Source organism: Massilia timonae (assembly GCF_001866515.1).
Classification (GTDB): Bacteria; Pseudomonadota; Gammaproteobacteria; order Burkholderiales; family Burkholderiaceae_D; genus Telluria; species Telluria timonae.
Window position 1 is genome coordinate 4567222 of record NZ_JRYB01000001.1, and the last position, 23179, is coordinate 4590400.

Sequence of the window (23179 nt, forward strand, 5' to 3'; positions counted from 1 at the left end):
GTCCTGCGTCAGGAGTAGAGGTATGCTGGCTGCGTTCGCGGTCCTGTTGTTGTTCCAGTGCCTGGGCGAAGGCATCGTATTCGTCTTCCATCTTCCCTTGCCGGGGCCGGTCGCCGGCATGCTGCTGTTGATGGCGGCGTTGCTGGCCATGCCGAAGCTGCAGGCGCTGGTCGAGGGGGCCGCCAATACGCTGCTGTCGCACCTGTCGTTGCTGTTCGTGCCGGCCGGCGTCGGCATCCTGGTCGCCGCCAGCAGCGGCAGCGGCCACTGGATCGCGATCCTGGCCTCGCTCGTGGGCAGCACCGTGCTAGCCCTGGCCGTGACCGGCCTGATCCTGCGCGGGATGGACAATGGGAGCAGGGATGGCGATGCCTGATTTCGCCGAGTTCAGCCATTTCTGGGTCTACCTTTCCGCCTCGCCGCTCCTGGGCCTGACCATGACCCTGTGCGCCTACCTGGCGGCGCAGCGCATCCTCGCCTTGTGCAAGGCCTCGCCGCTGGCCAATCCGGTTGCGATCGCGGTCGCCCTGATCGTGGCGCTGCTGTGGCTCACCGGGATGTCCTACGAGCGCTATTTTGCCGGCGCCCAGTTCGTCCACTTCTTACTCGGCCCGGCCACCGTGGCGCTGGCGGTGCCGCTCGTGCGCCAGCTGCCGCGCCTGCGCCGCGCGGCCTTGCCGCTGGGCGCCGCGCTGCTGGCCGGCAGCGTGACGGCCATCGTGTCGGCCGTGGTGGTGGCGCTGCTGCTGGGCGCGACGCCGGAGCTGGCATATACGCTGGGACCGAAATCGGCCACCTCGCCGATCGCGATGGCGGTGTCCGAGCGCCTGGGCGGCATCCCGGCGCTGACGGCCGCGCTGGTGATCGCGACCGGCATCTTCGGCGCCGTGTTCGGACGCTATGTCTTCATGCTGCTGGGCGTGCGTTCGGACGCCGCCTGCGGCTTCGCGCTGGGCCTGGCCTCGCACGGCATCGGCACGGCGCGCGCCTTCCAGGTCAGCCCCGAGATGGGCGCCTTCGCCGGCCTGGCGATGGGCCTGAATGGCGCGCTGACCGCGCTGCTGGCCCCGTGGCTGGTGCCGCTCGTGATGGCCTGGATGTCCTGAGGCTACGCTGCGCCGCAACATCGGGCGCCGCGTTAAGCTCGCTCCATCAATCACGATGGAGCAGATCTTGACGACTTACAAGACGATCAGCCTCGCCATCCAGGGCGGGGGCACCTACGGCGCCTTTGGTTGGGGTGTGCTCGACCGGCTGCTGCAAGAGGACGACCTGGTCATCGACGCCCTGAGCGGATCGAGCGCCGGCGCCATCAACGCGGTGGTGCTGGCCGACGGCTACGCGCGCGGTGGCGGCCGCGAGGGCGCGCGCCGCGCCCTCGACCGGTTCTGGCGCACCCTCGGCAGCGCGGCGGTCCTCAGTCCGCTGCAACGCACCCCGCTCGACCGCATGGCGCCCACGTTTACGATGGAATTCTCGCCGGCCTACCACCTGCTGGAGATGATGGGGGCGCTGATGGGGCCGGTGCGTGAAGGTCCGCTCACACTCAATCCTCTGCGCAACTTCCTCGCCAGCATGATCGACTTCGACCGGGTGCGCGACTGCGAAGAACTGCAATTGTTCGTCGCCGCCACCAATGTGCGCACCGGCACCGGCAAGCTGTTCCGGCGTCAGGAAATGGACGTGCAGCGCCTGGTGGCCTCGGCCTGCCTGCCGACGGTGTTCGCGGCGGTGGAGGTGGAAGGGGAGATGTACTGGGACGGCAGTTACGTCGCCAATCCGCCGCTGGACCCGCTGATGCGGCACTCGACCGCCAGCGACCTGATCATCATCCAGAACAATCCGATCGCGCGCAGCGACATGCCGACCAATATCGCCGACATCGCCAACCGCTCGAACGAGATCGCGTTCAACATCAGCTTCGTGCGCGAGGTCAGCGCGCTGCGCTACCTGAACGGCTTGCCCGACGAGGTCCGCGGGGCCGGCGCGGCGCCCAACAGCAAACACCTGCACCTCATCAGCGGCAACGACTACCTGCAGGATCACGGCATCTCGGCCAAGATGAATGCCGAGATGCCCTTCCTTCAAATGCTGCACGACCGGGGCGTCGAGACCGCCGACCTCTGGCTCAGGGAGCAGGGCGCCCATCTCGGGGTCAAGTCGACGCTCGACCCGATGCCGGTGTTCTTCCCGGATCAGATCTGAATGTAAAAACGCCGCCGGTCTCGCGAGCGGCGGCGTTATCGGCAAGCGAAACAGGCGATCAGGTATTCGCCGGCTGCGTCTTCCAGGTATTCTTCTTCGGCTTGAGCGCGAACGCCGCCAGCAGGGCGCCGGCCACGCCGACCACCATCGCCGCGGTGCTGCCCGAGAAGCCGACGAGGTGTTCCTTGGCCAGCTTGCCGGCCTTCGGTCCCACCAGCTGCATGCGGCGGCGCGTCATCTCGGCGCCCATCTCGGCCAGGCGCTGCTTGCCCAGGATCGCCTCGGCGTCCGGCAGCAGCTTGGTTTCTTCCTCCGCCACGTGGTGCATCACGTCGCGCATCAATTCCATCACCAGGTCGTCGTGGCGCGGATCGGCGCCCGAGGTGGCGCGCAGCTCGGCGATCAGGCGGCGCATTTCGTCGTGCTCGGGCTCGGCCTCGTGGATGAAGGGCTCGCTGCCGTCGCGCCGGCGCATCACCGGGTAAAAGATCTCTTCCTCGAGCGTGGCGTGGATTTCCAGGCCGTCACAGATGGTATCGGCCAGCGCCTTCTTGACGGTCGGGCTCTTGTCCTTGGAGTACTGGTGGAAGGTGACCATCACGTGCGAGTGGTCGAAGCGGATCATGTCTGTAATGCTTGGGCTCAGTTGCTTGAGATTCATGGTAATACCCCCGTTCGTGATTGTTTGAACAATATGGTAGACCGGCCCCGCCACCGATGACTGTAGGAGCGCGTGCCGGAGGCGTGTCAGTGACCGGCCCACCCGGGCGCACGCATGAGACGGCAGATGGACTTGACTCGGGGATTGTTTATTTGGAATAACAGATTGTCACATTTGTCCTACAAGGACACGGGAGTGCTCCTGACGGTCAATCCATTGTCGACCTGAGAACATGGGGTCATTGAGCTACCGGTCCCGGCGGTAGCCTATCCATTGGCAGTGCACGCAGGTCGCGTGGCTGCCGAGGTTGATACGAACCTTCCACTTCAATCGGAGATACCTGTCATGTTTGCACACAACAAGCGCTTGCAATATACAGTCCGTGTCAGCGAGCCGAACCCGGCCCTGGCGAACCTCATGCTCGAGCAGTTCGGCGGACCGCAGGGCGAGCTGGCCGCGGCCATGCGCTACTTTACCCAGGCTGTCGCCGAAGACGATCCAGGCCGCAAGGACATGCTGTTCGACATCGCGACCGAGGAGCTGAGTCACCTGGAGGTGATCGGCCACATCGTCGCCATGCTGAACAAGGGCGCCAAGGGCCGCCTGGCCGAAGCCATCGACACCGAGGCCGAAATGTACCGCGCCATTACCGGCCCGGGCAACGACAGCCACATCACGCAAGTGCTGTATGGCGCTGGCGCTCCGCTGACCAACTCGGCCGGCGTGCCATGGACCGCCGCCTACATCGACTCGATCACCGAGCCGACCGCCGACCTGCGCTCGAACATCGCCGCCGAGGCGCGCGCCAAGATCGTCTATGAGCGCCTGATCGCGCTGACCGACGACCCGGGCGTGAAAGAAGCGCTGGGCTTCCTGATGACGCGCGAAGTGGCGCACATGAAGTCGTTCGAGAAGGCGCTGTACGCGATGGAGCCGAACTTCCCACCGGGCAAAATGCCTGTGGTGCCGGCGTTCGCCAGCGTTTACTACAATATGTCGCAGGGCCCGGGCGAGGTGCGCGGCGCCTGGAACCAGGGCGCCGACTGGGACTTCATCAGCGACCGCGAGAAGCAGATGGCCGTCGACGGCGGCTCGGGCGAGGCCGAAGTGGCCCTGCCGACCGGCGACATCGACGTGCTCAAGCAGATGGCGATGCGCACCATGTCCGACCCCTCGGCCACGCCGCGTACCGGCTCCGAATTAGGCATGATGCAATCGGCAACTGGTGGTACGATGGGTGGATCGGGCGGTAATGCCATGGGCGACGCCAATGTCGGTTCCAAGGGCGGTCCGCTCGACGATACCGGTGTCGGCAACCCGATGGGCAGCGGCAAGCCGCTGAAGTAATACCCGCCTCGTAGTACGGCCGCGCCGGCGGCCGCCCACGCGGGGAGCGGGGCGGCCTGGCGCGGTCTTTGACAGGAATATGCATGGATATCCAAACCGACAAGAGCAACCACCCTCGTGGCCTTCCGCGCTGGCTGACCCCACGCCGCGCCATCGGTTTCGGCATCTGCGCCATCGGCTTCCTCGTCCTGCTCGGCAGCATGATCGAGCAGATCATGAATGCCAATCCCAAGATGCTGGCGGCGCTGGCGGGCGGCAGCACGGCGGCGGCGGCGACCGCGCTGGGCACCCTGCCGGTCCTGTTCGCACAGAATTTCACCAAGCGCACCTACGATTGCTTCCTCGGCTTCGGCGCCGGCGTCATGCTCGGCGCCACCGCGTTTTCCCTCGTGATCCCCGCCCTGAGCGCCGCCAAGACGGCCGGCGCCGGTAACTGGGAATCGAGCCTCATGGTCGGCGCCGGCATCATGTTCGGCGCCGGCGCCATCCTGCTGCTCGGGCGCGCGGTGCGCACCGAGGGCATCCTGTCCAACGAGCCCGACAAGGTGTCGCTGCGGCGCGCCTGGCTGTTCGTGTGGGCCGTGGCGCTGCACAACCTGCCCGAAGGCCTGGCCATCGGCGTGGCCTTCGCCGGCATCGACGTCGAGAAAGCCACCTCGCTCGCCACCGGCGTGTCGATCCAGGACGTGCCCGAAGGCCTGGTGGTCGCCCTGGCGCTGCATGCCGTCGGTTACAGCCGCCTGACCGCGGTCGCCATGGGCGTGGCCTCGGGCCTGGTCGAGCCGATCGCCGCCGTGTTCGGCGTGGCCCTGATCGGCATCTCGGCCGGCCTGCTGCCGTATGCGCTGGCCGCCGCCGCCGGCGCCATGCTGCTGGTGATCGTCAACGACGTGATCCCCGAATCGCGCCAGTCGGGCAACGGCACCCAGGCCAGCATCGCGCTGATCTTCGGCTTCATCCTGATGACGGTGCTCGACACGGCGCTGTCCTAGCATTCGCCCACCGTTGACCATCGTGGTGGGATGATCGTAGCATGCGGATCATCCCACACACGGCAAGCACGGCATGACCATCCCCTCCAAACGGGAACAAACCCATCAGCGCATCCTCGAGGTCGCGGCGCGCGCGTTGCGGCGCGACGGTTTCGCGGGCGTCGGCGTGGCCGACGTCATGAAGGGCGCCGGCCTGACCCACGGCGGCTTCTATGCCCACTTCGACTCGCGCGAGGCGCTGCTGGTCGAGGCGCTCGAGCATGCCGATGCGGCGTCCACGGACAGTCTCGATCGCCGCACCGCCGCCTTGCGCGCGAACGGCGCCTGCCCGCTGGCCGCGCTGGTCACGGCCTACCTGTCCGAAGAACACCTGGCTGCCCGTGAGTCGGGCCTGGGCTGCGTGGTCGGCGCGCTCGGCTCGGAAATGGCGCGCCAGGAAACGCCGCTGCGCGAGGTCGCGCGCAGCCGCATCGAGCGGCTGGTGCGGCAGGTCCAGGCGGCGCTGGAAGAAGAAGGGCGCACCGACGCCGCTGGCCCGGCCCTGGCGCTGGCCGGCGCGATGGTCGGCGCCCTGCAGATCGCGCGCACCTTCGGCCCCGGCCCGCAGGGCGGTGCGATGCTGGCGGCCAGTCGGGACGCCTTGCTGGCCCAGTACGGGCGCTAGCGTCGCCACATCCAGCCCTGTCAGTACGCAGCCCATTTTTCTGGACTAGAATATGATGATCGTCATATTCCATGACGCCGCCAACCAGAAAGGGATAGCCATGCAACTCGACAATGCCACCGTCCTCGTCACCGGCGCCAACCGTGGCCTGGGCCTCGAATTCGCGCGCCAGGCGCTCGCGCGCGGCGCCAGGAGGGTCTATGCGGGGGCGCGCGATCCCGCCAGTGTCACCCTGGCCGGCGTCACCCCGGTCCGGCTCGACGTCACCGATCCAGGCAGCGTGGCGGCGGCGGCGCGCGAGCTGGGCGATGTCGACCTGGTCATCAACAACGCCGGCATCGCCCATTTCCAGCAGGTGCTGGCCGATGGGGTCGAGGACTCGCTACGGGCGATGCTGGAGACGAATGTCTTTGGCATCCTGGGCATGAGCCGGGCTTTCGCGCCGGTGCTGGCCCGTAACGGCGGCGGCGCCTTCCTGAACGTGCTGTCGGTGGCGAGCTGGATCAGTTCGCCGATGCTGGCGGCCTACGGGGTGTCGAAGTCGGCGGCCTGGGGGCTGACCAATGCGCTGCGCAACGAGTTGCGCGGGCAGGGCACGCAGGTGCTGGCACTGCACGTGGGCTTCATCGACACCGACCTGACGCGCGACATTGCATTGCCCAAGCTGGCCCCGGCCACCGTGGTGGAGCGCGGCTACACGGCGCTGGAGGAGGGCGCCGACGAAGTCATGATCGACGAACTCACCCAGGCGGTGAAGGCCGGGCTGTCGCGCGTTCCAGGCATCTACACCGAAGAGGTCAGGCGCAACAATGCGTGAGTAATGGACGGTCCGGCGCCGGCTATACTCGGGCCATATGCCCCCAACCCGACCACCGCGCCAGGATCCGGACAGCCGCCTGGCAGGCCTTGCCCTCACCTTGCTGGTCCATGCGGCGCTGGTGGCCGGCTGGCAGCAGGCGCGCAAGCTCCGCTTGCCCGAGCAGGGCGAGGCGGACTTCGTCCAGTGGGTGCAGGTCGAGCCGCGCTTGCCGGAGGCGGTGGTTGCCGAGACGGCCCCTGACCGCCCGCGCGCGCATGCCGCGCCACGACCCGTGGCATCTTCCGCGCCGCCTACGCCGGCACGAGAAGCCATTGCGGCCCCCGTTCCGGCCGAGGCCGTGGCTGCGCCGGCGCCGGCGCCGACGACAGAACCGGCTGCCGGCGCTGCGCGCCAGATGATCGAGCAAGCCATGCGCGACGCCGGCGCCATGGACCGCGCCGTGCGCAAGGACAGCAAGCCGACCATCGTCGCCCCGCCGGACAGCCCGCAAATCCGCATGGCGAACAAATTCAGGGAAGCCGCCGCGCTGGCGCCGAACAAGTGGTACGAGGCGCCCAAGATCGTGGAACTGGTCAACGATGGCGGCGATGGGGCGCGCCGTTTTCGCGTCCTGACGGCCCTCGGCATCTATTGCATCACGGAGCGCTCGCCGGCCACCAGCATCGACATGATCGAAAAGCACGGCAAGCAGCGGATCACGAACTGCGGCCATGAACACGAGCAGCCGGCCAACCCCCAGGAATGGCGTACGGCGCGCGACTGAGTCGCTCCGCGATGCGCCCCCATAAAAAAACGACGGCCCCGCAGGGCCGCCGTCATATCACGTCAAGCGACAGGCATCAGTCGCGAATCTCCAGCTTGCGGTTCAGGCTCAGCGCCGCCAGCGAGACGACCGCGCCCGACAGCAGGTACAGGCTGACGTAGCCCAGGCCGAAGTGGGCCGACAGGCCGAGGGCGACCAGCGGTGCGAAGGCCGCGCCGACCAACCATGCCAGGTCGGACGTCAGGGCCGCGCCGGTGTAGCGGAAACCCTTCTGGAAGTTCGAGGTGGTCGCGCCCGCCGCCTGGCCGTAGGAGAAGCCGAGCAGGGTGAAGCCGATCAGGATGAAGGCGTTCTGGCCGCCGGTGCCGCTATTGATCAGGAACGGGATCGAGGCCGAATACAGGGCGATCAGCGCCGCCGCGGTGCCGAGGGTGGTGCGGCGACCGAGCTTGTCGGCGACGATGCCCGAGATCAGCATGGCCACCGCAGCGAGGCCGGCGCCCCACATCTGGATGTGCAGGAATTCGTCCATCGGACGGGTATCGTAGAGCTGGATCCACGACAGCGGGAACACGGTCACCAGGTGGAACAGGGCGTAGCTGGCCAGGGCAGCCATGGCGCCGATGGCGATATTGCTGCCTTGCTTGCTCACCAGTTCGCCGACCGGGGCCGGATCGAGGTGGTGCGAATCGAGCAGGCGCGAATATTCGGGCGTGCTGGCCAGGCGCAGGCGGGCGAAGGTGCCGACCACGTTGATGGCGAAGGCCACGAAGAACGGGAAGCGCCAGCCCCAGGTCAGGAAGTCTTCTTCGGCCGTATAGGTGATCAGGAAGGCGAAGATGCCGGCCGCGATCACGAAGCCAAGCGGTGCGCTCAATTGTCCGAGCATCGCGTACCATCCGCGCTTGTTCTCGGGTGCGCTGAGCGCCAGCAGCGACGGCAGCCCATCCCACGAACCGCCCTGGGCGAAACCCTGGGCGATACGCAGGCCCGCCAGCAGGATGATCGCGGTGGCGCCGATTTCACTATAGCTCGGGAGCATGGCGATGACGACGGTGCTGGTGCCCATCATGAGCAGCGAGATGCCGAGCTTCATGTCGCGGCTCCAGCGCTTCTGGATCGCCATGAACACGACCGTGCCGATCGGGCGTGCGATGAAGGCGAGGGCGAAGATGGCGAAGGAATACAGCGTCGCGTCGAGACGGTCGGCCCACGGGAAGAAAATGGCAGGGAAGACGAGCGCCGACGCGATTGCGTACGTGAAGAACTCGAAGTATTCCGCCGCACGGCCGATGACCACGCCGACGGCGATGTCGCCGGGACTGACGTGGGCATCCCTGGCATTGATGTTGCGAGCCCCGCTGTGCGGGTGTGTGATTGGAGCGGCCCCTGCGCCGCCGTACGTCGTCGTGCTTTGCATATTGTGTTCTCCAGAGAAGTCGACGGTCGCCACTGTTGTTGAAATTGCATTCCGGCAAAGGTGGGACAATGTGTCCAATGTTCTTCGGCGACCGTTGGCATTACAGTAGCATGTTCTCCTTCCATGTAACGTTAGATACCTAGCATGATTCCTAAAATTGTCCGCCGCGGACTCCCATTACTTCCGCTTGCAGCGCTGGCCGGCTGCAACACGGTCGTCATGAATCCCACCGGCGATATTGCGAAGCAGCAGGCCGATCTGATCACCATATCGGTTGTGCTGATGTTGTTGATCATCGTCCCTGTGATGATCCTGACTGTCCTGTTCGCCTGGCGCTACCGCAAGAACGCCAACGCGAAGTACGAACCCGATTGGGACCACTCGACCAAGCTCGAGCTCATCATCTGGGGCGCGCCGCTCCTGATCATCATCGTCCTTGGCCTGATCACCTGGGTCAGCACCCACAAGCTCGATCCTTACCGTCCGCTCGAACGCCTGGACGAACACCGTCCGATCCCGGCATCGACCAAGCCGCTCGAAGTGCAGGTCGTGGCGCTGGACTGGAAATGGCTGTTCATCTATCCGGAGCAGGGCATCGCCTCGGTCAACCAGCTGGTGACCCCGATCGACACCCCGGTGCGCTTCAAGATCACCGCCTCGACCGTGATGAACACCTTCTATATCCCGACCCTGGCCGGCATGATCTACGCGATGCCGGGCATGGAGACGGAACTGAACGCCGTCCTGAACAAGACCGGTGACTACCGCGGCCTGTCGGCCAACTTCAGCGGCGACGGTTTCTCGCACATGAAGTTCGCCTATAAAGGCGTCACCAACGAAGAGTTCAACACCTGGGTGCAGGAAATGAAGGCCAATCCGGCCGTCCTCGATCGCGCCGACTACCTGGTGCTGGAAAAGCCGACCGCCAAGGAGCCTGTGCGCCACTATGGCCAGGTCGAGCCGGCGCTGTTCAACCGTGTCGTCAACCGCTGCGTGGCGGAAGGCAGCATGTGCATGAACCAGCAGATGCACGAAGACGAGAAGCGCAACCAGATGGCCGCCGCCATCCGCCAGCAATCGCAGGGCGGCAAGTCGCAGTTGGCGGAAGCGCTGGAAATGTGCGTCGCTCCTATTAATACCTTGATGAAGTAATCATGCAAGAATCATTCGACTTGACGAAGTTCATCTTCGGTCGGCTGGGCTGGGACGCGATCCCGCTCCATGAGCCGATTCTGATCGCTACCTTCGCAGGCGTGATCGTCGGCGGCCTGGCCCTCGTGGCCATCCTGTCGTACTTCCGCCTGTGGGGCACCCTGTGGAAGGACTGGATCACCAGTATCGACCACAAGAAAATCGGGATCATGTACATGATCCTGGGCCTGATCATGCTGCTGCGCGGCTTCGCCGACGCCCTGATGATGCGCGCCCAGCAGGCGATCGCCTTCGGCGACAACGCCGGCTTCCTGCCGCCGCACCACTACGACCAGATCTTCACCGCCCACGGCGTGATCATGATTTTCTTCGTGGCGATGCCGTTCGTGACGGGCCTGATGAACTACGTGGTGCCGCTGCAGATCGGCGCGCGCGACGTGGCCTTCCCGTTCCTGAACAACTTCTCGTTCTGGATGACCACCATGGGCGCCGTGCTGATCATGGCATCGCTGTTCGTGGGTGAGTTCGCACGCACCGGCTGGCTGGCGTATCCGCCGCTGTCGGGCATCCTGGCAAGTCCGGGTGTCGGCGTCGACTACTACATCTGGGCGCTGCAGATCGCGGGTGTCGGCACGACCCTGTCGGGCGTCAACCTGATCGTCACCATCATCAAGATGCGTGCGCCGGGCATGGACCTGATGAAGATGCCAGTCTTCACCTGGACCTCGCTGTGCACCAACATCCTGATCGTGGTCACCTTCCCGATCCTGACCGCCGTGCTGGCCATGCTGGGCATGGACCGCCTGCTCGACACCGCGTTCTTCACGAGCGACCGTGGCGGCAACCCGATGATGTACGTCAACCTGATCTGGATCTGGGGTCACCCGGAAGTCTACATCCTGATCCTGCCGGCCTTCGGTATCTTCTCCGAAGTCGTCTCGACCTTCTGCGGCAAGCGCCTGTTCGGCTACACCTCGATGGTGTACGCGACCTGCGTCATCATGGTCCTGTCGTACCTGGTGTGGCTGCACCACTTCTTCACCATGGGTTCGGGCGCCAGCGTCAACGCGTTCTTCGGCATCACGACGATGATCATCTCGATCCCGACCGGCGCCAAGATCTTCAACTGGCTGTTCACCATGTACCGCGGCCGTATCCGCTTCGAACTGCCGATGATGTGGACCGTGTCGTTCATGCTGACCTTCGTGATCGGCGGCATGACCGGCGTCATGCTGGCCATCCCGGCGGCCGACTTCGTGCTGCACAACTCGCTGTTCCTGATCGCGCACTTCCACAACGTCATCATCGGCGGTGTCGTGTTCGGTATCTTCGCCGGTATCAACTACTGGTTCCCGAAAGCCTTCGGCTACAAGCTGGACCGTTTCTGGGGCCTGGTCTCGTTCTGGCTGTGGTCGATCGGCTTCTGGGTCGCGTTCACCCCGCCGTACATCCTGGGCTTCATGGGCTACACCCGTCGCGTCAGCCATTTCGACGATCCTTCGGTGCAGTGGCTGTTCCAGATCTCGTTCGTGGGCACGCTGATGATCGCTGGTGGTATCGCCGCGCTGCTGATGCAGGTCTATGTCAGCTTCCGTGACCGCAACACCGCGCGCCTGCGTGACTTCACCGGTGATCCGTGGGAAGGCCGTACGCTGGAATGGTCGACCTCGTCGCCACCGCCGGACTACAACTTCGCGTTCACCCCGGTTGTGCATGACAACGACACCTTCGCCGACATGAAGAAGAACGGCTATCGTCGTCCGCTGAAGGACTTCGTGGCGATCCACATGCCGAAGAACACCGGCGCCGGTTTCGTGATCTCCGCGATCTCGTGCGTGGTCGGCTTCGGCATCATCTGGCACATGTGGGCGCTGACCGTGGCTTCCTTCGTCGTCATGATGGCCGCGATCATCATCCATACCTTCAACTACAAGCGCGACTACTACATTCCGGCCGAAGAAGTGGCCCGTACTGAAGCAGAGCGCACCCGTATGCTGGAAAGCCATGTCTGAACTTAAAGCAACTGTAACCGGCGGCAGCGTCGCCGACGACGTGAGCGGACGTTACTTCGTCCGCGACCACCACCCGGAGCAGGGCACGCTGCTGGGCTTCTGGCTCTACCTGATGAGCGACTGCCTCATCTTCGCGTCCCTGTTCGCGACCTACGCGGTGCAAGGCCGCTCGTACGCCGGCGGTCCGACCGGCGCCGAGCTGTTCGAGCTGCCGCTGATCGCGCTGAACACCGCGTTCCTGCTGGTGTCCTCGCTGACCTTCGGCTTCGCCATGATCGCCGCGCAAGCGAAGAACCTGGCCAAGACCCGCATGTGGCTCGTCGTGACCGGCATCCTGGGCCTGGCCTTCCTGTGCGTGGAAATCTATGAGTTCCAGCACCTGATCCACATGGGCGCCGGTCCGCAGCGTTCGGGCTTCCTGACCGCGTTCTTCGCGCTGGTCGGCACCCACGGCCTGCACGTGACCTTCGGCTTCATCTGGCTGGTGACCCTGTTCTTCCAGTTGGGCAAACACGGCCTGACCCCGGAGAACTTCCGTCGCCTGTCGTGCCTGTCGCTGTTCTGGCACTTCCTGGACCTGATCTGGATCTTCGTCTTCACCTTTGTCTATCTGATGGGAGTCCTGCCATGAGCGACCACCACGACCACGGCCATCATGGCCACGACGTCTACGTGACGCACTACAGCGCCAAGGACTACATGATCGGCTTCGCCCTGTCGGCGATCCTGACGATCATTCCGTTCTGGCTGGTGATGGGCAACGTGCTGGCGCCAGAGACCACCAAGTGGGTCATCCTGGCCTTCGCCGGCGTGCAGCTGATCGTACAGATGATGTACTTCCTGCACCTCAACTCGAAGTCGGAAGGCGGCTGGAACATGATGGCCGCCATCCTGACCATCGTCATCCTGGTCATCGTGCTGGCCGGTTCGATCTGGGTCATGCATCATATGAATTCCAATATGATGCCTGGCATGGGTCCGAACAGCACCCACGACATGACCTAAATGGCAGCAGTGCACGAACAGCCGGCGGCGCCGGCGCATCCTCAGCGCTCCGCCTTCGCGCGGCGCGCCCTGGCGGTGGCGGCCCTGCTGCTGTTCGTGCTGTTTGCCGGCCTGGGGACCTGGCAGGTGTTTCGCCTGCAGTGGAAACTGGACCTGATCGAACGCGTCGACGCACGCGTTCATGCGGCCCCCGTTGCGCCGCCCGCGGTGGCGCAATGGCCGCAAGTCTCGAAAGAGTCCGACGAATACCGGCGCATACGCCTGTCGGGCCGCTATCTCTACGAATTGACCACACCGGTGCAAGCGCTGTCCGATCTCGGCGCCGGTTTCTGGCTGCTCACGCCGTTCTGCACGGAAGAGGGCCACATCGTTCTCATCAACCGCGGTTTCATTCCGTCGAGCGGCAATATCGCGCAGCAGTACCCGGCCAACAAGGCCGCTGGCGACCCGTGCGCGGCCGCCGCTGGCGCGCCGGTCGCGGTCACCGGCCTGCTGCGCATCGCCGAACCGAAAAGCGGTTTCCTGCGCGACAACGACCCCGTCAACAACCGCTGGTACGCGCGCGAAGTCGGCGCCATCGCCGCCGCGCGCGGCCTCGATCCTGCGAAGGTCGCGCCGTTCTTCGTCGACGCCGGCAAGGGCCAGGACCCGAAGGACGCGCCGGAAACGGCGGTCGGCGGCCTGACCGTGATTTCTTTCCCAAATAATCACCTCGTCTACGCGCTCACTTGGTATGCTCTGGCCCTGATGGTGGCCGCCGCCACGTGGTGGGTCGCCCGCTACGAGGCCAGGCGCGGCGCCACCGACGATTGAAGCGGCCGGCGCACGCCGAACCGCAGCACGGACCGCAGCTCAGACATAACGGGTTTTGATGCAATCTCCGCTGGATTTCTTCGCCAGGGCGGCGCGCTCGTCGCCGTCCGCCGCCGCCGCCAACGTCGAGTTCGCGGCCGGCCACAAGAACATGCTGCAGCTGATCGAGCTGCGCTGGATCGCCGTCATCGGCCAGATCACCACCATCGCCTCGGCGATCCTGATCTTCCGCATCGAGCTGCCGCTGGTGCACATGCTGCAGGTACTGGCCTGCCTGATCGCCTTCAACGTCGCCAGCCACCTGCGCTGGCACGAGCGGCGCCCGGTGTCCAACGGCGAGATGTTCCTGGCGATCCTGGTCGACGTCTCCAGCCTCACCGTGCTGCTGTACCTGTCGGGCGGCACCACCAATCCGTTCGCCTTCCTGTACCTGCTGCAGGTGATCGTCTCGGCCGTGCTGCTCGACGTGCTGTGGACCTGGAGCATCGTGCTGGTCACGATCGCCTGCATGGCCGGCCTGGCCATCTATGCCCAGCCGCTCGCGCTGCCGTTCGACCATGCGCGCGGCATCGGCAGCCTGTACGTGCAGGGCCTGCTGGTGTGCTTCGCGCTCAACGCCGCGCTGCTGGTGATGTTCATCTCGCGCATCTCGGACAATGTGCGCGACAAGGCCACCCAGCTGGCCGCGCTGCGCCAGCGCGCGGCCGAGGAAGAACATATCGTGCGCATGGGCCTGCTCGCCAGCGGCGCCGCCCACGAACTGGGCACGCCGCTGTCGACGGTCTCGGTGATCCTGGGCGACTGGAAGCGCATGCCGGCCTTCCGCGACGACCCCGAACTGCTCGAAGAGCTGACCGAGATGCAGACCCAGCTCAAGCGCTGCAAGGCCATCGTCAGCGGCATCCTGCTGTCGGCCGGCGAGGCGCGCGGCGAGTCGGCCGAACGCACCACCGTCAGCCGCTTCCTCGACGAGCTGGCCGAAGGCTGGGAGGCCAGCCGTCACGTGCGCACCTTCATCTACAATAACCGGATCGCCGAAGACCTGCCGGTGGCGAGCGACTCGGCGCTGCGCCAGACGGTCGACAACCTGCTCGACAACGCATTGGAAGCCTCGCCCGACTGGGTCTATATGGATGCCCACATCGACGAGCGCACCCTGGTGCTGACCGTGTTCGACCGCGGCCCCGGCTTCGCGCCCAGCATGCTGGCCCACTTCGGCAAGCCGTATCACTCGACCAAGGGCAAGCCCGGCGGCGGGCTGGGGCTGTTCCTGGCGGTGAACGTCGTGCGCAAGCTCGGCGGCACGGTCACGGCGCGCAACCGGCGCCACGACGAGGGCGGCGGGGCCGAGGTATCCGTGCGCCTGCCCCTGGCCGCGATCGAACTAGAGGAAACAGACGATGCAGAATCCTGAGCCGTTGCTGCTCATCATCGAAGACGACGAAGCCTTCGCCCGCACCCTGAGCCGCTCCTTCGAGCGGCGCGGCTACCGCGTGCTGGGCGCCACGGGTCATGACGAGGCGCAAGCCCTGCTGGCCCACCACAACCCCGGCTACGCCGTGGTCGACCTGAAACTCAAGGGCAATACCTCGGGCCTGGCCTGCGTGCAGCTGCTGCACGAGCACGACCCGGACATGCTGATCGTGGTGCTGACGGGCTTTGCCAGCATCGCCACCGCGGTCGAGGCAATCAAGCTGGGCGCCGTGCAATACCTGGCCAAGCCGTCCGACGCCGACGACATCGAGGCCGCCTTCGGCCACGTGGCCGGCAGCACCGACGTCGAGGTCACCAACCGCTCGACCTCGATCAAGACCCTGGAGTGGGAACGCATCCACGCGGTGCTGGCCGAGACCGATTTCAATATCTCGGAGGCGGCGCGGCGACTGGGCATGCACCGGCGCACGCTGGCGCGCAAGCTCGAAAAGCAGCGGGTCAAGTAGGTGCGTACCCCCATGGCCATGCTGGGTCTGGTGCTGGCCCTTGGCGGCTGTGGCCGCAGCGATACCGCAGCCGATGCGAGCGTGGCCGCCGCTGGCGCGCCGTCGGCGGCCCGGATCGAGGCCGGACGCAAACTGTTCGCGCGCTGCGCCGGCTGCCACCAGGTCGGGCCGAATGCGGGCACCATCTTCGGACCGCATCTCAATGACGTGCTCGGCCGCAAGGCGGGCGGCGTGGCCGGCTACGCCTATTCGCCGGCGCTGAAGGCGTCGGCGCTGGTGTGGGACGAACGCAACCTGGCCGCCTTCATTCGCGATTCGGAGGCGGTGGTGCCCGGAAACAAGATGCGCTTCATGAATTTCATGAGCGAACAACAGGCTAGCGACATCGTCGCCTACCTGGCCACGCAGGACGGACGTTAGCCGCCCAGCTTGCTGAGCGCGAACGCCGCCAGGAAGCCGGCGGCCACGATCAGGCCGGCGAAGTCATGGGTCTCGTCGAACGCTTCGGGGATCATGGTGTCGACCACCATCGCCAGCACGCCGCCGGCGGCCACGGCGGTGGTCGCGGCCAGCATTTCGGGCGGAAAGCGGTGGAACACGGTGTAGCCGAGCAGGGACGCGAGCCCCGACGCCACCGCGATGCCGGTCCAGACCCCATAGATATGGGCCGCCGAGCGGCCCGCATGGCGCATGCCGGATGCGCTCGACAGGCCTTCCGGCAGGTTGGACAGGAACACCGCCGCGACCACCGCCACGCTGACGCCTTTGCCGCCCAGCAGCGACAAGCCGATCACGATCGATTCCGGAATGCCGTCGAGCAGGGCGCCCACGGCGAGGGCGGCGCCGCTGCCTTCCTGCCGCGCGGTCGCCAGGCGCGCCGCCGAGCGCTTGCGGTGGCGCGCGCCTTTTCGCGCCAGCCGCCAGTTCGCGGCGGTGTAGAACAGGGCGCCGAGCAGGAAGCCGCCCGCAGTGGAAGCGAAGCCGCCGGTCGCGATCGCCTCGTCCATCAATTCGAACGACAGCGCCGAGATCAGCACGCCGCTGCCGAAGGCCATGACGGCCGCGACAAGCCGTTGCGGCACCTTGAAACGCACCCCGATGAAGGCGCCCAGGAGCAGGGCGGCACCCGCCAGCAATCCCCAGCATCCTGCCTCTAGCCACCCCGGCAATGTCTCCAAAGCACCTCCGAATATTTCATCCATGATAATATTTTCGCGCACATATGGTGCGCACGAACGAGTGAACAAAGGGATTCCCACCTTGACCGGCGGGTAGGGGCGCCTATCGCCTGTCTGTACATTCGCACAAATAGGGTTGCCACGATTATATTTTTCGTGCAGTATAGCTGGGTGGCAACCGGTAGCGTCCGGATGCCCGATCAGCGATGAGGCGGCTCAACCCGTTTCTTTTCGCCCCCCGCATCCGTCGGGGGGCATTTTTCGACACGCGGCGCAGCGTTCCCACATCTGCCGCGTCTGGCGCTCCCCGCGCCGAATCGGACCATCGTGCCTGCGCGGCTCCCTGCCGCCGGTTGGCGCGTCCCACCGGAGGATTGGATGAGCGAGCTGCTTTCACTCACGCATGCGCTGGCCTGGCCGCTGGCGCTGACGCTGGCCTGGATGACGGGCGAACTGCTGTACCGCTGGGCCAATGTGCCGCGTATTTCCATCTATGGCTTGTGCGGCTTCGTGTTCGGCAACCTGTCGAGCGGCTATCTGCCCCCGGCCCAGGCCGACAACTTCATGATGCTGGCCAACCTCGGTTTCGGCCTGATGCTGTTCGAACTCGGCTACCGCATCAACCTGCGCTGGCTGCGCACCAATCCCTGGCTGCTGCTCACCTCGCTGCTGGAGGCCGGCCTGACCTGGGCCGCGGTGTATTACGTCTCGCGGATCTGCGGTCTCGCCGTGCTGCCGGCCTGCCTGCTGGCGGCCCTGGCCATGGCCAGCTCGCCGGCCGGCCTGCTGCGCATCGTCAACGAGCAGGGCGGCGGCGGCCAGGTGACCGAGCGCGCCATGCACCTGACCGCGCTGAACTGCGTGCTGGCCGTGTTCGTGTTCAACGTGACGGTGGGCTTCGGCGTGTTCCAGACCTCGGGCGACGTGGTCCACGCCAGCTGGACCGGCCTGGTGGTGCTGGCGGCGTCCAGCGGCCTGGGCGCGGCGCTGGGCTGGCTGCTGCCGCTGTGGCAGCGCGTGGCCGGCCATGTGCGCAGCAATTCGACCCTGACGTTCGCGGTGTTCGTGTTCCTGCTGGTGGCGATCACCCATGTGCTGAAACTGTCGCCGGTGCTGGCGGCGCTGACCTTCGGCCTGGTGGCGCGCCACCGCCGCGTCACCCTGAGCCCGGCCCAGCGCAATTTCGGCGCCCTGGGCGACCTGCTCACCGTGCTGCTGTTCTTTTTTGTCGCCACCACCATCGCCTGGCAACCGACTGCCGAAGGCCTGATGCTGGGCCTGTTGCTGCTGCTGGTGCGCGCGCTGGTGAAAGTGGCGGTCTGCACCGCCACCGCGCGGGTGTCGGGCATCTCGGCGCGCAAGGGCGCGCTGACCGGGGTGGCGATCATGCCGCTGACCGTGTTTGCCATCATCCTGATCGAGCAGACCCGGCGCTCGGGCGTCGACCTGTTCGACACCCTCGCGCCGCTGGCGCCGCTGGCCGCGATGGCCATGATCCTGGAGGTGCTGGCGCCGATCCTGACCCAGATCGCGCTGACCGGCGCGCGCGAGTCGGGCTTCGCCAAATATAAGAATGTCGTGAAGGAGGACAAGGATGCCGCTGCCTGAATTTGCGCGCTCGGAACCGCTGACCATGGGCGTCGAGCTGGAGTTGCAGCTCGTCGGCCTGTCGGATTTCGACCTGGCCCCGGCCTCGCCGGACATGCTCGACCTGTTGGCGCGCGCGCCTTTCCCGGGCGCCGTCACGCCCGAGATCACCGAGAGCATGATCGAGATTAACAGCAGCATCCATACCGGCTATGCGCCGCTGGTGGACGAGCTGCGCCTGATCCGCGACACCCTGCTGCGCGCCGGCGACCGCCTGAACGTGGGCGTGTGCGGCGGCGGCACCCATCCGTTCCAGCAATGGACCGAGCGCCGCATCTACGAAAAGCCGCGTTTTCGCGAAGTGTCGGCGCTGTACGGCTACCTGGCCAAGCAGTTCACCGTGTTCGGCCAGCACGTGCACATCGGCTGCGGCAGCGGCGACAACGCCCTGTTCCTGCTGCACGCGCTGAACCGCTACATCCCGCACTTCATCGCGCTGTCGGCCTCGTCGCCCTTCCTGCAGGGCAGCGACACCCAGTTTCACTCGTCGCGCCTGAATTCGGTGTTCGCCTTCCCGCTGTCGGGCCGCGCGCCGTTCCTGCTGAAATGGGAAGATTTCGAGCGCGATTACTTCAGGCGCATGGAAGACACCGGCATCGTGCGCAGCATGAAGGACTTTTACTGGGACCTGCGCCCCAAGCCGGAATACGGCACCATCGAGCTGCGCGTCTGCGACACCCCGCTCACGGTCGAGCACGCGGCGGCGCTGGCGGCCTACCTGCAAGCGCTGTGCAGCTACCTGCTCGCTGGCATGGATGCGCCGCCGCGCGAGGACGACTACCTGGTCTACAACTACAACCGCTTCCAGGCCTGCCGCTTCGGACTCGACGGCAATATCGTGCTGCCGCAGGAGCACCAGCAGGTCACCCTGCGCGACGATATCCTGGCCACCCTGGCGCGCATCGCGCCGCATGCCGAGCAGCTCGGCTCCAGCGCCGCGCTGGCCCACCTGGCCCGGGTGACGAAGGCGGTCGGCGACGCCGAACAGCTGCGCATCGTGCATGAGCACGAGGGCAGTGTGGAAGCGATGGTCAATCTGGCGTTGGGGAAATTCCGCGGCGAGGTGTAGACGCTAGGATTGGCTCAGCGGGATCTTGCCTGCCGCCTCATCCGCATCCAGGCGGGCGATGAGGGTCGCCAGGTCCTGTTCCAGGCGCAGCAGGGTCGCTTCGTCCAGCGTCGCCAGCGCGCTTGGCAGCACGCCGGCCGCCGGGCCGGGGACGCGGCGCAGCACTTCCTGACCTGCCGGCAAGATGCGCAGCGCGACGTTGCGCCGGTCCGCGCCTTCGCGCGCCGCCGCCACATAGCCGCGCTCGACCAGGCCGCGCACCAGGTTGCTGGCGGTCGACTGGTGGATGTCCATCGCGCGCCCCAGGCTGGTGGCGCCGATGCCCGGCTGGCTCTCGATCACCGACAACGCCCAGACCTGGGCTCCGCCCAGGCCGGCGTCACGCTCGAGCTGGCGAAAATGCGTCTTGACGGCATTGAAGACGATACGGAACTGGCGCAGCACGCGCTGCGGCGGAGCGTCGCTGGGCGCGGGCAGGGATTCTGGATTGGGTTCGTGCGGCATGGGCGAGATGATAATGCAACAGGCCGCATAACGGGGCCGGCCGCACCGTTTTTTTGGGCCCGGGGTTCACCCTAAACCGCTGTTCTGCGCTAGCATCGATTCATGCGCAACGCATCCGCCAGCCCTGGTGTTCCGGAACGCGGCCTGTCCCGGGCCGCGATAGGCACCTGCCTGCTCGGCCTGGTGCTCACGTCGCTGCTGTGCGGCACGGTGCGCAAGATGGAATACGATCGTGCCCATGCCGAATTCGACCAGCGCGCCGTGGTGCGGGTCGCGGCCGTCACCCGCGCCTTCGCCGAGGCCACCGACGCCGCGCGCGCCGTCAACCTGTTCTTCCGCGCCTCGACCGAGATCACGCGCGAAGAGTTCGACGCCTTCGCCCAGCCGCTGGTGGCGCGCCACGGCTACATGCAGGCGATGATATTCCAGCGCTTCGTGGGCGACGCCGAGCGCGCCGCCTTCGAGGCCCAGCGGCGCGCCTTCTGGCCGGGCTTCGAGATCCGCGAACGCGTCAAGACCGCCGGGCCCGCCCTGACCCGGGCCGGCATGCGCTGGCGCTACCTGGTCAACGACTACGTGGCGCCGATCGTCGGCAATGAGGTGGCATTCGGCTACGACGCCTGGTCCAACCCGCCGCAGCGGGTCGATACCCAACGCGCGATCGACACCGGCGATCCGGCCGCCAGTCCCATCATCCCCCTCCTGCAGGGCGGCGGCGCCCGCCACGGGATCCTGATCATCCTGCCGGTCTACCGGCCCGGCACCAGGCCTTTGGCGACGCCGGAGCGGCGCGCGGCCGTGGTGGGCGCCACCGAGGTGGTGATCGATGTCGCCCAGCTGGTGGGCGGCACCCTGGAATCGGTGCGCCTGCTCGACGACGACAATTTCGCGCTGTCGCTGCGCGGCCCCGACGCCCTCGGCAACGTCGTCACCGCCTACCAGCATGGCAGCCTGGCCGCGCCCGAGGGCTGGTGGGAGCGCCTGCTGGACGGCATGAACCTGCGCCACGTGGAAGCGTTCGAGATCGCCGGCAGTCCGTGGCAGGTGGTGGTCGAGGAACAGCCGCCGGCCCTGGGCGCCCACATGGCCGAGCTGGTGGCCATGGTGCTGGGGCTGATCCTGAGTTTCGCCGCCGCCGGCCTGGTGCAGCAGCGGGTGGCGCGCACGCGCCGCATCGAGGCCCTGGTCGAGCAGCGCACCGCGGCGCTCGAGCGCGCGACCGGCTCGCTGCGGCTGTACGAGCGCGCGATGGAGGCCAGCGCCAATCCGATCCTGCTGGTCGACGCACAACAGCCGGGCTACCCGATCGAGTACGCCAACCCGGCCTGCGAGCGCACCTTCGGCTATCCGGCGCGCGAACTGGCCGGCCAGCCCCTCAAGCTGCTCGCCGGCCTGGACGCCGACCAGCCGGAAGTAGCAGAACTGCGGCGCGCGCTGCATCAGCAGCGCGAGGAACACGCGCTGATCACGGCCCACACCCGCGACGGGGTGGAGCTGATCAGCGACGTCTACGTGGCGCCGGTGCGCCGCGCCGACGGCCAGGCCGGACATTTCGTGGTCACCGTCTACGACGTCACCACCGCCAAGCGCTACGAAGCCGAGCTCGAACGCCATGCCCACTATGACACGCTCACCGGCCTGGCCAACCGGTCCCTGCTGTCCGACCGCATCGAGCGCGCCACCGCCAATGCCGGCGGCATGCCGGTATGGACCGTGCTGCTCGACTTCGACCACTTCAAGCTGATCAACGATACGCTCGGCCGGCGCGCCGGCGACGAGGCGCTGCGCATGCTCGCGGCGCGCATCAAGGGCGCGCTGCGGCCGGTGGACACCGCGGCCCGGGTCGGCGGCGACGACTTCGTGCTGGTGCTGGTCGGCGTGGCCGACGAGCGCCAGGCCGCGGCCCGCATCCAGCAGGTGCGCGAGGCGGTGAGCGAACCGATCCACCTGGCCGGCCAGCGCCTGGTGCTCAGCTGCAGCGCCGGCGTGGCGGCGTTCCCGGCCGACGGGCTGGACGCCGACACCCTGGTCAAGCACGCCGAGATCGCGATGTACCGCGCCAAGGCCATCGGCCGCAACGGCGTGCAGTTCTACGCGCCGCACATGAACGCCCAGGCCTTCGACCGCCTGGCCCTGGAGAGCGCGCTGCGCCATGCGCTGCAGGAAGACCAGTTCGAGCTGCATTTCCAGCCGCAGGTCGACCTGGCCACCGGCTGCGTGGTCGGCAACGAGGCGCTGATCCGCTGGCGCCATCCGCTGCTGGGCACGGTGCGCCCCGACCGCTTCATCGCCCTGGCCGAAGAGACCGGCCTGATCGTGCCGATCGGCGCCTGGGTGCTGCGCACCGCCTGCCGCCAGAACCGGCGCTGGCAGCGCGCCGGCCTGGGGCCGCTGCGCATCGCGGTCAACCTGTCGGCGCGCCAGTTCGCCGAGCCGGACCTGGTCGACACCGTGGCCCAGGTGCTGGTCGAGACCGGGCTGGCGCCGGCCTCGCTCGAGATCGAGCTCACCGAAAGCATGATGATGGCCGACGCCGACGCCGCCATCCGCACCATGGAATGCCTCAAGCGCATGGGCGTCAAGCTGTCCATCGATGATTTCGGCACCGGCTATTCGAGCCTGCAATACCTCAAGCGCCTGCCGGTGGACGTGCTCAAGATCGACCGCTCCTTCGTGCAGGATATCGTGGGCAACCCGGACGGCGCGGCCCTGGTCGACGCCATCATCTCGCTGGCCCACGGCCTGCGCATGCAGGTGATCGCCGAAGGGGTGGAGACGATCGAGCAGCTCGACTACCTGCGCGGCTGCGGCTGCGACGAGGTCCAGGGCCACGTCTACAGCCGGCCGCAGCCGGCCACGCGGGTCGAGGCGCTGCTGCGCGCGGGGAGAGTGGAGCCGGCTGCCAGCACCGCCTAGGCCGCTCGCGTCAGCGCGCGTCCCGTGCCGTCGCGGCGGTCGCGGTCAGCTATACTTGCCCACATTGTTAC

At 66.7% G+C, this 23179-nt stretch carries 23 protein-coding genes; 19 read left to right on the forward strand and 4 right to left on the reverse strand.

The window, feature by feature from the left end; all coding sequences use genetic code 11:
* The first annotated feature begins 22 nt into the window (after positions 1–22).
* The 3 genes from LO55_RS19320 to LO55_RS19330 all read left to right on the forward strand — a co-directional run bounded on the left by LO55_RS19320 (position 23) and on the right by LO55_RS19330 (position 2205).
* Positions 23–376 carry a CidA/LrgA family protein gene (locus LO55_RS19320; RefSeq protein ID WP_071362727.1) on the forward strand — a complete coding sequence of 118 codons (354 nt, stop codon included), beginning with the start codon at positions 23–25 and terminating at the stop codon, positions 374–376.
* Positions 369–1106: an LrgB family protein gene (locus LO55_RS19325; RefSeq protein ID WP_071363875.1), complete on the forward strand. Its 738-nt coding sequence runs from the start codon at positions 369–371 to the stop codon at positions 1104–1106. Before LO55_RS19320 ends, LO55_RS19325 begins: the two co-directional genes overlap by 8 nt.
* Before the next feature lie 67 nt (positions 1107–1173).
* A complete protein-coding gene (locus tag LO55_RS19330) occupies positions 1174–2205 on the forward strand; it encodes a patatin-like phospholipase family protein (RefSeq protein WP_229410187.1) in 1032 nt (343 codons plus the stop codon).
* A gap of 58 nt (positions 2206–2263) precedes the next feature.
* On the opposite strand, the gene LO55_RS19335 is transcribed toward LO55_RS19330, so the two are convergent.
* Positions 2264–2866 (reverse strand): hemerythrin domain-containing protein, encoded by a 603-nt coding sequence (locus LO55_RS19335; RefSeq protein ID WP_083415432.1) that lies wholly within the window; start codon positions 2864–2866, stop codon positions 2264–2266.
* 345 nt (positions 2867–3211) lie between these two features.
* Here LO55_RS19335 and LO55_RS19340 point away from each other — a divergent pair, with 345 nt between their 5' ends.
* The 5 genes from LO55_RS19340 (at position 3212) to LO55_RS19360 (ending at position 7452) form a co-directional block, all read left to right on the forward strand.
* Complete coding sequence (locus tag LO55_RS19340) at positions 3212–4213, forward strand: manganese catalase family protein (protein ID WP_005670742.1); 1002 nt, start codon at positions 3212–3214, stop codon at positions 4211–4213.
* A gap of 83 nt (positions 4214–4296) precedes the next feature.
* Positions 4297–5205: a ZIP family metal transporter gene (locus tag LO55_RS19345; protein ID WP_071362729.1), complete on the forward strand. Its 909-nt coding sequence runs from the start codon at positions 4297–4299 to the stop codon at positions 5203–5205.
* A gap of 73 nt (positions 5206–5278) precedes the next feature.
* Complete coding sequence (locus LO55_RS19350; RefSeq protein ID WP_071362730.1) at positions 5279–5869, forward strand: TetR/AcrR family transcriptional regulator; 591 nt, start codon at positions 5279–5281, stop codon at positions 5867–5869.
* 100 nt (positions 5870–5969) lie between these two features.
* Positions 5970–6686 (forward strand): SDR family oxidoreductase, encoded by a 717-nt coding sequence (locus LO55_RS19355; protein WP_071363877.1) that lies wholly within the window; start codon positions 5970–5972, stop codon positions 6684–6686.
* 37 nt (positions 6687–6723) lie between these two features.
* The gene (locus LO55_RS19360) at positions 6724–7452 is read left to right on the forward strand and encodes a hypothetical protein (protein ID WP_143054568.1); all 729 of its coding nucleotides are present in this window, start codon (positions 6724–6726) and stop codon (positions 7450–7452) included.
* Between the two features lie 76 nt (positions 7453–7528).
* On the opposite strand, the gene LO55_RS19365 is transcribed toward LO55_RS19360, so the two are convergent.
* Entirely contained in the window at positions 7529–8872 is a 1344-nt protein-coding gene (locus LO55_RS19365; RefSeq protein WP_005670752.1) for an MFS transporter, read from the reverse strand.
* A 144-nt stretch (positions 8873–9016) separates the two neighbouring features.
* Here LO55_RS19365 and cyoA point away from each other — a divergent pair, with 144 nt between their 5' ends.
* The 8 genes from cyoA to LO55_RS19405 are packed head-to-tail and all read left to right on the forward strand — an operon-like array spanning position 9017 to position 16214.
* Positions 9017–10024, forward strand: coding sequence for a ubiquinol oxidase subunit II (gene cyoA, locus LO55_RS19370; protein WP_005670754.1), 1008 nt, complete (start codon positions 9017–9019; stop codon positions 10022–10024).
* Between the two features lie 2 nt (positions 10025–10026).
* Positions 10027–12036: a cytochrome o ubiquinol oxidase subunit I gene (gene cyoB / locus LO55_RS19375; protein ID WP_005670755.1), complete on the forward strand. Its 2010-nt coding sequence runs from the start codon at positions 10027–10029 to the stop codon at positions 12034–12036.
* A complete protein-coding gene (cyoC, locus tag LO55_RS19380) occupies positions 12029–12667 on the forward strand; it encodes a cytochrome o ubiquinol oxidase subunit III (protein ID WP_005670756.1) in 639 nt (212 codons plus the stop codon). The genes cyoB and cyoC overlap by 8 nt, the downstream gene beginning before the upstream one ends.
* Positions 12664–13041: a cytochrome o ubiquinol oxidase subunit IV gene (cyoD, locus tag LO55_RS19385; protein ID WP_005670758.1), complete on the forward strand. Its 378-nt coding sequence runs from the start codon at positions 12664–12666 to the stop codon at positions 13039–13041. Before cyoC ends, cyoD begins: the two co-directional genes overlap by 4 nt.
* On the forward strand, positions 13042–13854 hold the full coding sequence (locus LO55_RS19390) for an SURF1 family protein (protein ID WP_071362732.1): 813 nt from the start codon (positions 13042–13044) through the stop codon (positions 13852–13854).
* 58 nt (positions 13855–13912) lie between these two features.
* Entirely contained in the window at positions 13913–15268 is a 1356-nt protein-coding gene (locus tag LO55_RS19395) for an ATP-binding protein (RefSeq protein ID WP_005670761.1), read from the forward strand.
* Positions 15255–15794 (forward strand): response regulator transcription factor, encoded by a 540-nt coding sequence (locus LO55_RS19400; protein ID WP_005670764.1) that lies wholly within the window; start codon positions 15255–15257, stop codon positions 15792–15794. The genes LO55_RS19395 and LO55_RS19400 overlap by 14 nt, the downstream gene beginning before the upstream one ends.
* A 12-nt stretch (positions 15795–15806) precedes the next feature.
* On the forward strand, positions 15807–16214 hold the full coding sequence (locus tag LO55_RS19405) for a c-type cytochrome (protein WP_229410188.1): 408 nt from the start codon (positions 15807–15809) through the stop codon (positions 16212–16214).
* On the opposite strand, the gene LO55_RS19410 is transcribed toward LO55_RS19405, so the two are convergent.
* On the reverse strand, positions 16211–16930 hold the full coding sequence (locus LO55_RS19410; protein ID WP_229410189.1) for a ZIP family metal transporter: 720 nt from the start codon (positions 16928–16930) through the stop codon (positions 16211–16213). The two genes, LO55_RS19405 and LO55_RS19410, sit on opposite strands and share 4 nt — an antisense overlap.
* A 420-nt stretch (positions 16931–17350) precedes the next feature.
* Between LO55_RS19410 and LO55_RS19415 the strand changes: the two genes are divergently transcribed.
* Both LO55_RS19415 and LO55_RS19420 read left to right on the forward strand, forming a co-directional pair.
* Positions 17351–18580: a cation:proton antiporter gene (locus LO55_RS19415; protein ID WP_071362734.1), complete on the forward strand. Its 1230-nt coding sequence runs from the start codon at positions 17351–17353 to the stop codon at positions 18578–18580.
* Complete coding sequence (locus LO55_RS19420; protein ID WP_071362735.1) at positions 18567–19688, forward strand: YbdK family carboxylate-amine ligase; 1122 nt, start codon at positions 18567–18569, stop codon at positions 19686–19688. The genes LO55_RS19415 and LO55_RS19420 overlap by 14 nt, the downstream gene beginning before the upstream one ends.
* Before the next feature lie 3 nt (positions 19689–19691).
* On the opposite strand, the gene LO55_RS19425 is transcribed toward LO55_RS19420, so the two are convergent.
* The gene (locus LO55_RS19425; protein WP_071362736.1) at positions 19692–20192 is read right to left on the reverse strand and encodes a MarR family winged helix-turn-helix transcriptional regulator; all 501 of its coding nucleotides are present in this window, start codon (positions 20190–20192) and stop codon (positions 19692–19694) included.
* A gap of 102 nt (positions 20193–20294) precedes the next feature.
* Here LO55_RS19425 and LO55_RS19430 point away from each other — a divergent pair, with 102 nt between their 5' ends.
* On the forward strand, positions 20295–23108 hold the full coding sequence (locus LO55_RS19430; RefSeq protein WP_071362737.1) for a bifunctional diguanylate cyclase/phosphodiesterase: 2814 nt from the start codon (positions 20295–20297) through the stop codon (positions 23106–23108).
* Positions 23109–23179: the final 71 nt, after the last annotated feature.